Here is an 11,263-nt window from a genome sequence, read left to right as displayed (position 1 = left end):
GGCTTCATCCAGCCAGGCTTCGCCTTGGGTGATTTCACCGTCCACCGGGACGCGGTCACCGGTGGTCAGGCGCAGTAACATGCCAGCCTGAACATCGGCCAGTGGGACGTTTTTTTCGCCTTCTTCTGTTACCACGCGCGCGGTCGGTGGCGTGAGGTCGAGCAGTTTTTCCAGTGCTTTGGAGGAGCGTTGACGGGCGCGCGCCTCCAGCATATGTCCGAGGTTAATCAGACCGATAATCATCGCACTGGCTTCATAATAGAGGTGGCGTGCTTCCATCGGGAACCACTGCGGCCAGAGGTTAACGCTCATTGAATAGAGCCAGGCCACCCCGGTTCCGAGCGCCACCAGGGTATCCATGGTGGCGGTGCCGTTCATCAGGCTTTTCCATGCGCTGCGGTAAAAGTGACCGCCTGCGAAGACCATCACGGCGAGCGTCGCCAGACCGATGACCAGCCACAGGCTACGGTTATCGGCGGTGACCATCATGTTATCGCCCATCATGCCCCACACCATCACCGGTACGCCCAGCAGCAGCGCAACGGCTGCCTGCCAGCGAAAGCGTTTCATGGTGGCAACGGCCGTTTCCTGCTGGCGTTCACGACGTTTAACATCGTCTTCGATGGCTTCAGCGCCGTAGCCAGCTTTCTCTACGGCCTGGACTAATTCTTCGGCGGAAGCGCTGCCCATTACCAGCGCAGTACGCTCCGCCAGATTTACCCGTGCCTGCGTGACGCCCGGTACGTTTTGCAACGCATTTTGTACCCGGGAAACACAGCTGGCGCAGCTCATGCCGCTCAACAACAACTGCTGGCTGTCATCTTCAGCCGTCGCTACCGGAAGCTCAGAAGAGACCGCTGTCAGCGCTTCCGACGGGATTGATGACTCCGCCAGCGGTTTAGCCTTTGGGTGGCTTAACTCTGCGCCATAGCCAACTTGTTTGATGGTTTCAATTAACGCTTCGGCGCTGGCGCTACCGGTAACGTGTGCTTCGGTAACAGTGACATCCGCTTGCTCAACGTCCGGACGTTGTTCGAGACTTTCTTTGACGCGTTTAACGCAGTGACCACAGGACAATCCGTCCAGGGTCAGGTCGATGGTTTGAGACATAACAATAATCCTCTATGATTGGTCGGTGGTTTATTGACCTTGGCAATCGTTTTGACTAACTGTTATAAAGGTTAAACCTTCCATCAAGGGGAAGGTCAAGGGGGAAGATGTGAATATATCCGATGTTGCTAAAAAAACCGGTTTAACCAGTAAAGCTATCCGCTTTTATGAAGAGAAAGGGCTGGTGACGCCGCCGATGCGCAGCGAAAACGGATACCGCACCTATACGCAGCAACATCTGAACGAACTGACGTTGCTGCGTCAGGCGCGGCAGGTTGGCTTTAACCTTGAAGAGTGCGGTGAGCTGGTAAACCTGTTTAACGATCCGGCACGCCACAGCGCAGATGTGAAAAAGCGCACCCTGGAAAAAGTGGCGGACATTGAGCGGCACATTAACGAACTCCAGGCGATGCGCACGCATTTGCTGGCGCTGGCGGACAGCTGTCCCGGCGATGACAGCGCCGAATGCCCGATCATTGATAATCTCTCCGGCTGCTGCCGCCACAAAGCGAAGGCCTAAAGGCGTGGTGGTTGCAGCATAAAGACCACCGTGCCACGAAACCATGGTGATGTCTCCAACTGCGCTTCCGCCTGCACATCCCGACTACCGTGTTGTACCAGCCCGAGCTTAAACGGAATGCGTAACCGGGTGAGTGCGGGCAGATACGCCTGATAATTGGCTACCGTGTGACGTCCCTGATAGCTCTGCACCACCAGTTCATCAACCGGTAGCGCATTCAGCGTGGCGACATCGCCGGTCTTGGCCCAGTCCAGCAGTCCGGTTACCCCAAGAGCGAACTCCGGCGGCAATTGTTGGCGCAGCTGTTGCAGAAATCGGGCGTAATCGGCGAGCTGATGGGTTGCCGCGTCAAAATCAACCTGTAGACCGACCACGTGGTTGCCTGCGGCCTGCCAGCGCTGCAACAGCCGCACGATACGTGCCGGGATCGCATCCGGTACGTCGAGGGTAGTAAAACGCACGGTCAGCCAAATTGACGGAAAGGTCAGGCGGCTGACCGGCAGACCCAGACGCTGAAAGACCACCTGGCCCGAGCGGGTCAGCACTTCCCCCTGGTGCAGATACACCGTTTGCGCGTCCCGCAGCTCGTCGCTGGCTTTTACCCCGGACCATAACCAAAAAGCCTGATGTTCACGGGCAGCTACCGTTTCTGCGGCCTGAGCCTGTCCGCTCAGCAGCGCAATTACCAGTAGTATTTGAGTTTTTGCGTCCACGGGCTTCCTGGATACTGCGTCTTCAACTGTGTGTACCAGTCTTTACGCTGCGACTTGTCCACCTTTTCACCGCCGCATTCGTTATAACCCGATGGCGCATAGCACATGATGGCCCGGTACAGCGCAAAACTCTTGTCTTCGACTTCTGCGTTGGGGGAAGCGATCACCTGCTGATAATAACGCTGGCGGTCAAACTGTCCGAACGGCTCTTTGCGTGAGATGGCCGTGACCAGCACGTCGTTACCGGCACTGTCTGCCTGCAGATCCACATGGGTTTGCGAAGTACGGAAGAATTCCCCCAGGCAGTTCAGCGCGTGGGCATCATCCGCTTTTTTGCTTAGCACAGTGACCGTTTTATCGAGGCTACGGCAGGCGTAACCGGCCTGGGCGGCGTCGCCGTTCCAGTCAAAGGTACTCAGATTCACATCAGCAAACGACTCGCCAATCACCGGTGGCGTAATCGCGCCAGCCAGCTTTTTGTCATTCAACCAGTCGCTAAAACGATTCTCGGTGAGATCGCGTACCAACAATGTATGCAGGGCGATGGTGCGTTCTTCGTTGTTGGGGCCGCGAGTGGCCTGCTGGCGCAGCAGCTCTGGTGTTGCCTGTGCTTTTAACACCTGCGAACGAAAACGCAGGTTCGTCACCGCGCTGTCCGGGGCGAAAATAGACGCAATGTCGCCGCTGTAAACCAGCGTTGCCGCCAGCTTGGCCTGTACATACTGCTGCTGTTCGGGGTCCTGACTGATTTTCAGTAGCTGCTGCCAGAACGCGCGGGCGGCGGGCCACTGCTGTTGCTCCATCAGCGCTTCTCCGTACATCACCTGCTCACTGAAGGCGAGAATGTCGTGTGCGGGGAGTTTTTGCGCCGGGGTCACCGCCTGCACAATGGCCGCGTAATTGCCCGTTGCCATCCACAGATTCAGCTGTAGATCCTGCCACAGGGCGAGTTTGCCCCCCTTTTCAAACACCGGTTTGCTGGCATCAAGCTGGGCCTGCGTCAGCGTCGGTTTGTTGTCGTTGTTCAGACGCAGCGCGCGCAGCAACTCGATATAGCTGACCAGCGGCGCGTCGGGGAAGGCCTCCACCACGGGGCCTTCAAAGAATTGCATACCGAAAACATTATCGTATTCGATGACCGTATCGCGCAGCTGCTGTGCGTCGGTTGTCTGCTGGAAGGCTTGTTCATACAGCCCAGCCAGCGGCGGCCATGCCTGCAAATACCAGTTAATCCGGCGCAGCATGCCGCGTGCGGAGTCGGCGTACAGCCCCTGCGGGAAGCGTTGCAGATAAGCCTGGGCCTGAGTTTGCGCCTGGCTGGCATCCTGGCGGTTGATTTTTGCACTATCAAAATCGCCGTATTCACCGACGCTGTTCTGACTGCTCTTGTTCAACGCGGTGCGCATCAGCATATATTGCGCGGTTTCTGCCAGCCACGGACTACTGCTGGTGGCTAGCTGCGTGAAATCCTGTTCGGCAGTGACGTAGTCGCCTTCGTAGAAACGGGCGGCAGCGATCAGATAGGTTTTGTATTGTTGCGCAGAGGCGTCGGCAGGGATGGTGGCAAGCGAGGATGTAATTTGCTCAGCGCTCGCGCCGGACAGTAGTCCCAGGCGTGCCCGGGCTAACGCCTGGCGTTGTTCAGCTGTTAACGTAGTATCCGCCAGCAGTGCGGCAAAGAACTGGCTGACGCTGGCTGTCGTATTCGACACATGGCGGTTCTCATGCTCTGCGTCGTCGGCGTTTGTCTCTTCGACGGTAATCTGCAGTTCGGCCATCTGGCGGGCAAGCGCATCATCTTTGCTTTGCACTGGGGCGTCGGCTGGCGGCGGAGATATTTCATCCCACTGTGGATGATATGCAAAATAGTAATCGCGGGAGCGGGTAACATCCGCAGGCAGTGACTGCACCGGCAGGGTGAATGATTTCTCCTGGCTCAACAGACGCAGCAGGTTATCACGGGTGTCGTTTTCCGGGCTGAGGACCGGGATGCCTTTCAGCAGACAGCTCGCATCGCTCCACTTACAGTCTTCCATATCAAAAGAGGCGAATGCCTGTGGGGCACCCGCCAGCAAGGTACACACGGCAAAGGCGAGGGGTGTCTTCCTGACCATAATCTTTATTCCTGTCATTATGTGGGTTATAAGGCTCTGATAATCAGGGTAATGCCTTCAACGGCAATCACCTCAACCTGTGTTCCTGCACTCAAATCGTCACGCGCGCTGACCGGCCAGGAGCTGTCGCCCACGCGCATATGTCCGCGCCCGTTTACCAGCGCCGTTTCCAGCACAAACCGGCGGCCGACCAGTTGCTGTCCGCGCTGGTTGAGATGGCTGTCTGCCGGTTTTTGTTCCTGCACACGCTTTGCCAACCACTTCCACCACAGCCAGGCTGCCAGCAGCGTTAAGACGGCGAACATCGCGCCCTGCCAGGCCCACTCGAGCGGCAATAGCCAGACGACCAGACCGGTGATGACTGCCGCCACACCGCTCCACAGCAGATAGCCGTTGCCGCCCAACATCTCAGCGGCCAGTAACAGACCGCCGAGGCTGAGCCAGAAGAGGTGTGGATGAACCAGAATCATCGCAATCATGATTTGTTCCGCTCGCTGGCGCTGTCCTTAATCAGTTCGCTAATACCGGCAATGGAGCCCATCAGGCTGCTGGCATCCAGCGGCATCATCACCACTTTGCTGTTATTGGACGAACCGATTTGTTGCAGTGCTTCGGTGTATTTCTGTGCCACGAAGTAGTTCACGGCTTGAATATCCCCGGCGGCAATGGCCTCAGACACCATCTGCGTTGCACGGGCTTCAGCTTCGGCGGAACGTTCGCGCGCTTCGGCCTGCAAGAACGCGGACTGGCGTTCACCTTCCGCTTTCAGGATTTTCGACTGCTTCTCACCTTCGGCCTTGACGATTTCGGCCTGGCGGATCCCTTCGGCCTCAAGAATATAGGCGCGCTTGGTTCGTTCGGCTTTCATCTGGGCGTTCATGGCGTCGATAAGCTCGGCCGGTGGGCGCACATCGCGGATTTCAATACGGGTAATTTTGATGCCCCACGGGTTGGTGGCTTCATCAACGATATGCAGCAAACGCGTATTGATGTTGTCGCGCTGGGAAAGCATCTCGTCCAGCTCCATCGAGCCGAGAACGGTACGGATGTTGGTCATCGTCAGGTTGATGATCGCCAGTTCCAGATTGCTGACTTCATACGCCGCTTTTGGCGCATCGATCACTTGAATAAAGCACACCGCATCGATGGATACGTTGGCGTTATCTTTGGAGATAACTTCCTGCGACGGAATATCGAGAACCTGCTCCATCATATTGATCTTACGACCAATCCGGTCCATGAACGGTACCACGAGGCTTAAGCCTGGCTGCAGGGTTTTGGTGTAACGACCAAAGCGTTCCACCGTCCACTGGTATCCCTGAGGGACGATTTTGACGCCTGCGCCAACAATCACCAGCGCGACAAAAATGAGAATGGGGATGAAAATGAGCATCGATAAAACCTCCTGTTACGCTGTCCTTTACTGCCTGATAAGTCAAATTATACCCGATTTATCAAGGTGGCTCCCCAATAATAAATTACAGGTATAGACTGTCTGCACGAAAGCGGTGAAAAGGGAATGATAATGGAAGAAAGCAGTATTTTGCTCCAGCTCAACGATGTCGGCTGGCAGGCGGGTAACACGAAGATTCTCAATAATATCTGTTTTAATCTCCACGCCGGGGAATTTAAGCTCATAACAGGCCCATCCGGCTGCGGTAAAAGCACATTGCTGAAGATTGTGGCCTCGTTAATTAGCCCAAGCAACGGTGAGATCCTCTTTGAGGGAAAGGAGATATCCACGCTCAAACCCGAAGCGTATCGACAGCAGGTCTCGTATTGTGCGCAAACCCCCGCATTGTTTGGCGACACCGTTTACGACAATCTCATTTTTCCGTGGCAAATTCGGCATAAACACCCACAAGAAGAGGCGTTTCTCGCCGATCTGGCGCGCTTTGATCTGCCCGAGACGATCCTCAAAAAAGGCATCAATGAACTGTCCGGCGGTGAAAAGCAACGCGTCTCGCTCATTCGTAATTTGCAGTTTTTGCCCAAAATTCTGCTACTCGATGAAATCACCAGCGCGCTGGATGAAACCAATAAGCGGAATGTAAATGAGCTTATTCATCGCTACGTTCGCGAGAAAAATATGGCGGTGTTGTGGGTGACGCACGATAAAGATGAAATTAATCATGCGGATAATGTCATAACCCTTCAACCGCATGCCGGAGAAATGCAGGAAACACGCAATGAACGAGCATAATATTACCAATGAGTCGCTGGCATTAGCGATGATGCTGGTGGTGGTGGCTATTCTGATTAGCCATAAAGAAAAACTGGCGCTGGAAAAAGATATTCTCTGGAGCGTATGTCGGGCGGTTATCCAGCTTATTATCGTCGGCTACGTGCTGAAATATATCTTTGGCGTGAATCACAGTATTCTGACCTTATTGATGGTGCTGTTTATCTGTCTTAACGCCGCCTATAACGCGCAAAAACGCAGTAAATATATCGGCAACGCCTTTATCTCGTCGTTTATTGCAATAACGGCAGGGGCCGGACTGACGCTGGCGGTACTGGTGCTGTCAGGCTCCATTGCGTTCACGCCGATGCAAGTGATCCCGATTTCCGGCATGATTGCGGGCAACGCGATGGTGGCGGTCGGGCTGTGTTATAACAATCTGGGCCAGCGATTTAACAGCGAACAGCAGCAAATTCAGGAAAAGTTGAGCCTCGGTGCCACGCCGAAGATTGCCTCCGCGCCGTTAATTCGCGACAGTATTCGTGCGTCGTTGATCCCAACCATTGATTCCGCGAAAACCGTCGGTCTGGTGAGCTTGCCGGGGATGATGTCGGGGTTAATCTTTGCCGGTATCGATCCGGTAAAAGCGATCAAATATCAGATTATGGTGACCTTCATGCTGCTTTCTACCGCCAGCCTGTCGACCATTATCGCCTGCTATTTAACCTATCGGAAGTTCTATAATTCGCGTCACCAATTAGTCGTAACGCATCTGAAGAAGTCGTAATGTGAAGCCGGATGGCGGCTACCGCCTTATCCGGCCTACGGGATCGGTATTTGTAGAATTTGTAGGCCCGATAAGCGCAAGCGCCATCGGGCAACATCACGCGGATTAGTACAACAACGCGTACAGCTGACGACGATACTTCGACGCCAGCGCATCGCCGGTGCCCAATGCGGCGAGGATCTCCTGGAAGGTCTTACGCGCCTGGCCGTCAGCGGCAGCAAGATCTTTTCTCAGGTGGCTGAACAGCAGCTCCAGCGCTTCTTCGTTACGTCCGACCTGATGCAGTTGGATCGCCAGTTGGGTGGCCAGTGCGGCATCCTGCGGGTTGTCTGCTACCTGCTGCTGCAACAGTTGGATTTCCGGCGTGTCCGCTGCCTGCTTCAGCAGTTCAATTTGGGCGACCAGACCCTGATAGCGGGTGTCCTGATCCTGTAACGGAATGGTTTTCAGCACCGCTTCGGCATCGTCGGAGCGGTTCAGGGCGATTTGCGTTTCTGCCAGCAGCAGGCCAATTTCGCTGCTCTGGTTGGACATCTGCCAGGCTTCTTTCAGCAGCGGCAGTGCGTCAGCGTGGTTGCCAGCTTCAATGAATTCGATGGCCTGGCGTGCTTTCAGCTCTTCTTCACTTGGCAGGACTTTCTCGAGCAGCGCACGGATCACCTCTTCCGGCTGCGGACCCTGGAAACCGTCCACCGGCTGACCGTTCTGGAACAGATACACCGTTGGGATGGCGCGCAGGCCAAACTGCGAGGCGATCATCTGCTCGGCGTCGCAGTCCAGCTTGGCGAGAATAAACTGACCGTTGTACTGCGCGACCAGGCTTTCCAGCACCGGCGTCAATTGCTGACAGTGCTGGCTGCGTTCAGACCAGAAATAGAACAGGACCGGCGTGGTCATCGACAGTTCAAGGGTCTGCTGCAGGTTAGATTCGTTAATATTGACAATATTTTGTACGGACATGGAGTCACTCTCTATTCGTCGATTTGTTTTTACATGGGGGCAGACGCGCTGGCTTCAACTCAGCCCTGTAAAATTTTGTCCATTACGCGACCTGGCAACAGGCGCTTCAACAGCATGACTGCCCAGGTCACCAGGGTGACGGGGTAGCGCAGTTTCGGTTTATCGCTCTCAAAAGCATGACGCACTTTGGCGACCACGGCCTCAGGTCCTAACGTAAAACGTGCGGCAATACCGGGGTTTTCTACCGGGGAATCGCTCTGTGTCTGGTTAACGTTCTCGGTGAAACGGGTGCGGATAGGGCCGGGTTCAATCAAGCTGACTTTGATGCCGCTGTGGCGTAACTCCATACGCAGTGCATCGGACCAGGCTTCCAGCGCGTATTTGCTGGCGGCATAGGCCCCACGTCCCGGCGTGGAGATCAGGCCCATCACCGATGACGTCATCACAATACGCCCTTCGCCGTGGGGCAACATGGCGGGCAGCAGGCGCATGGTCAACTGATGCGCACCAAAGAAGTTGGCGGAAAACTGCTGTTCCATCTGCTCACGACTGATGGTCGGCAGCGGGCCATACACGCCGAATCCGGCGTTATTAAAGATCCCATACAAACGATTATCGGTCAGGGCGATCACCTCATCGGCTGCGCGATCCACGCTTTCTGTAGAGTCCAGATCCAGCAAGATGCCGGTGAATCCCATGCCGTTCATGCGTGTGACATCGTCGGGTTTGCGGCAGCCTGCCAGAATTTGAAAACCCTGGCGTTTCAGCTCAAGCGCGCTTTCCAGGCCGATTCCACTGGAACATCCTGTTATTAAGACCGATTTTTGCATAACTTTACCTGTCAGGATCTCCGTTGTTTTACGAGTCGTGATTTACTAGAGGTGTGAGATGTTGCGCCATCCAGTCGGCGATAAACGGCTGGGCGTCACGATTAGGGTGGATACCATCATCCTGCATCCATTGGGGTTTCAGATAGACCTCTTCCATAAAAAAGGGCAGCAGAGGAATATCAAACTCGCTGGCGAGCTTTGGATAAACCGCGCTAAAGGTTTCATTATAACGGCGACCGTAGTTGGCTGGCAGACGAATTTGCATCAGCAGCGGTTCGGCCTTTGCCGCTTTGACGTCGTGTAAAATTTTACGCAAGGTTTGTTCAGTTTGCGCAGGTGAAAACCCGCGCAGGCCGTCATTGCCGCCCAGTTCGACCAGCACCCAGCGTGGCTGGTGTTGTTGCAGTAATGCGGGCAGACGCGCCAGGCCCTGTTGTGAGGTGTCGCCACTAATGCTGGCATTCACCACCGATGTTTTGTTTTGCCATTTGTCATGCAGCAGCGCTGGCCACGCTGCGCTGGCCGACATTCGGTATCCGGCACTCAGGCTGTCACCCAGAATTAATAACGTGTCCGCCGCGGCGGCGCGGAAAGTTAACAGAACCAGGAACAGGAAGGGCAAATGCCAGCGGAAAACATTGTTGAAGTTCATCATCTTAAGAAATCCGTCGGTCAGGGTGATCAGGAGCTATCCATCCTTACCGGAGTTGAACTGGTTGTCAAACGCGCCGAGACCATTGCGCTGATTGGTGAGTCGGGTTCGGGGAAATCCACGCTGCTGGCGATCCTCGCCGGGCTGGACGATGGCACAAGCGGCGAAGTCAACCTGGTCGGGCAACCGTTGCACAGTATGGACGAAGAAGCCCGGGCGCAGCTGCGCGCGCAGCATGTCGGCTTTGTCTTTCAGTCCTTCATGCTCATTCCGACCCTCAACGCACTCGAGAACGTCGAACTACCGGCGTTATTGCGCGGGGAAAATAGTGGCAGCAGTCAGGCTGGAGCCAAAGCTTTGCTGGAGCAATTGGGGTTAGGCAAACGCCTTGACCACCTTCCGGCCCAGCTGTCCGGCGGGGAGCAGCAGCGCGTGGCGCTGGCGCGGGCGTTTAATGGACGCCCGGACGTGCTGTTTGCCGACGAGCCGACGGGCAACCTCGACCGGCAAACCGGAGACAAAATTGCCGATCTGCTGTTCTCTCTCAACCGTGAACACGGCACCACCCTGATTCTGGTCACGCATGACCCGCAGCTGGCGGCGCGCTGCGACCGGCGTTTACGTCTGGTTAACGGGTTGCTACAGGAGGAGGCATGATTGCACGCTGGTTCTGGCGCGAATGGCGCTCGCCCTCATTATTAATTGTCTGGCTGGCGCTCAGCCTGGCGGTGGCCTGCGTGCTGGCGCTGGGGAATATCAGCGACCGCATGGAAAAAGGGCTGAGTCAGCAAAGCCGCGAATTTATGGCGGGCGACCGGGCGCTGCAAAGCTCGCGGGACGTGCCGAAAGCCTGGATTGACGAGGCGCGACAGCGCGGCCTGAAGGTGGGCGAACAGCTGACCTTCGCCACCATGACCTTTGCCGCCGATACTCCGCAACTGGCGAACGTCAAAGCGGTGGATGACGTGTACCCCCTGTATGGCGCGCTGCAAACCAACCCGCCAGGGCTGAAACCGCAGCCCGGTTCGGTGCTGCTGGCCCCGCGTCTGATGGCGCTGCTCAATTTGAAGATCGGTGATGCCATTGATGTCGGGGACGCCACGCTGCGTATTGCTGGCGAGGTGGTACAGGAGCCGGATTCCGGGTTTAACCCGTTTCAGATAGCACCGCGTCTGATGATGAATCTTGCCGATGTCGAAAAAACGGGGGCCGTCCAGCCTGGAAGCCGTGTGACCTGGCGTTATAAATTTGGCGGCACGCCGCAGCAGTTGGAAGATTATGAAAAGTGGCTGTTGCCGCAGTTAAAACCGGAGCAGCGTTGGTACGGGCTGGAACAAGATGAAGGCGCGTTGGGGAAATCTCTCGAACGCTCGCAACAGTTCCTGCTGCTGTCGG

12 protein-coding genes and 1 pseudogene are annotated in these 11,263 nt (G+C 55.8%); 5 read left to right on the top strand and 8 right to left on the bottom strand.

Annotation, left to right across the window (positions count from 1 at the left end; translation table 11 throughout):
• The coding region (locus FDW95_RS23375; RefSeq protein WP_249358871.1) for a cation transporter at positions 1 to 1,110 on the bottom strand (1,110 nt) is incomplete at its 3' end.
• A 109-nt stretch (positions 1,111 to 1,219) separates the two neighbouring features.
• On the opposite strand from FDW95_RS23375, the gene cueR reads away from it, so the two are divergent.
• Positions 1,220 to 1,630: a Cu(I)-responsive transcriptional regulator gene (cueR, locus tag FDW95_RS02210; RefSeq protein ID WP_115259185.1), complete on the top strand. Its 411-nt coding sequence runs from the start codon at positions 1,220 to 1,222 to the stop codon at positions 1,628 to 1,630.
• On the opposite strand, the gene FDW95_RS02205 is transcribed toward cueR, so the two are convergent.
• Genes FDW95_RS02205 through FDW95_RS02190 form a run of 4 tightly spaced genes read right to left on the bottom strand, consistent with a single transcriptional unit; the run spans position 1,627 to position 5,850 of the window.
• Positions 1,627 to 2,343, bottom strand: a complete 717-nt coding sequence (locus tag FDW95_RS02205; protein ID WP_115259184.1) for a DUF3142 domain-containing protein — start codon at positions 2,341 to 2,343, stop codon at positions 1,627 to 1,629. The genes cueR and FDW95_RS02205 overlap by 4 nt on opposite strands.
• A complete protein-coding gene (locus FDW95_RS02200) occupies positions 2,313 to 4,457 on the bottom strand; it encodes a hypothetical protein (RefSeq protein ID WP_115259183.1) in 2,145 nt (714 codons plus the stop codon). The genes FDW95_RS02205 and FDW95_RS02200 overlap by 31 nt, the downstream gene beginning before the upstream one ends.
• Positions 4,458 to 4,483: 26 nt before the next feature.
• Entirely contained in the window at positions 4,484 to 4,936 is a 453-nt protein-coding gene (locus FDW95_RS02195; protein ID WP_115259182.1) for an NfeD family protein, read from the bottom strand.
• Positions 4,933 to 5,850 carry an SPFH domain-containing protein gene (locus FDW95_RS02190; RefSeq protein ID WP_096758014.1) on the bottom strand — a complete coding sequence of 306 codons (918 nt, stop codon included), beginning with the start codon at positions 5,848 to 5,850 and terminating at the stop codon, positions 4,933 to 4,935. Before FDW95_RS02190 ends, FDW95_RS02195 begins: the two co-directional genes overlap by 4 nt.
• Before the next feature lie 132 nt (positions 5,851 to 5,982).
• Here FDW95_RS02190 and fetA point away from each other — a divergent pair, with 132 nt between their 5' ends.
• Both fetA and fetB read left to right on the top strand, forming a co-directional pair.
• Complete coding sequence (gene fetA / locus FDW95_RS02185; protein ID WP_096758013.1) at positions 5,983 to 6,660, top strand: iron ABC transporter ATP-binding protein FetA; 678 nt, start codon at positions 5,983 to 5,985, stop codon at positions 6,658 to 6,660.
• A complete protein-coding gene (gene fetB, locus FDW95_RS02180) occupies positions 6,647 to 7,426 on the top strand; it encodes an iron export ABC transporter permease subunit FetB (protein WP_115259181.1) in 780 nt (259 codons plus the stop codon). The genes fetA and fetB overlap by 14 nt, the downstream gene beginning before the upstream one ends.
• Before the next feature lie 105 nt (positions 7,427 to 7,531).
• On the opposite strand, the gene FDW95_RS02175 is transcribed toward fetB, so the two are convergent.
• The 3 genes from FDW95_RS02175 to tesA are packed head-to-tail and all read right to left on the bottom strand — an operon-like array spanning position 7,532 to position 9,871.
• Entirely contained in the window at positions 7,532 to 8,386 is an 855-nt protein-coding gene (locus FDW95_RS02175) for a co-chaperone YbbN (RefSeq protein WP_115259180.1), read from the bottom strand.
• A 59-nt stretch (positions 8,387 to 8,445) separates the two neighbouring features.
• A complete protein-coding gene (locus FDW95_RS02170; protein ID WP_115259179.1) occupies positions 8,446 to 9,216 on the bottom strand; it encodes an SDR family oxidoreductase in 771 nt (256 codons plus the stop codon).
• 28 nt (positions 9,217 to 9,244) lie between these two features.
• Positions 9,245 to 9,871, bottom strand: coding sequence for a multifunctional acyl-CoA thioesterase I/protease I/lysophospholipase L1 (gene tesA / locus FDW95_RS02165; RefSeq protein ID WP_115259981.1), 627 nt, complete (start codon positions 9,869 to 9,871; stop codon positions 9,245 to 9,247).
• On the opposite strand from tesA, the gene ybbA reads away from it, so the two are divergent.
• Together ybbA and FDW95_RS02155 are read left to right on the top strand one after the other, a co-directional pair.
• A complete protein-coding gene (ybbA, locus tag FDW95_RS02160) occupies positions 9,839 to 10,525 on the top strand; it encodes a putative ABC transporter ATP-binding protein YbbA (protein ID WP_115259178.1) in 687 nt (228 codons plus the stop codon). The genes tesA and ybbA overlap by 33 nt on opposite strands.
• Positions 10,522 to 11,263: pseudogene (locus FDW95_RS02155) on the top strand (ABC transporter permease); the annotation flags it as partial. The gene ybbA and the pseudogene FDW95_RS02155, both read left to right, overlap by 4 nt.

It is taken from the genome of Citrobacter sp. wls718 (assembly GCF_005280945.1).
Lineage (GTDB): Bacteria > Pseudomonadota > Gammaproteobacteria > Enterobacterales > Enterobacteriaceae > Citrobacter > Citrobacter gillenii.
The sequence above is the reverse complement of the archived record's forward strand: the minus strand, read 5'-3'. Positions and strand labels throughout refer to the sequence as shown.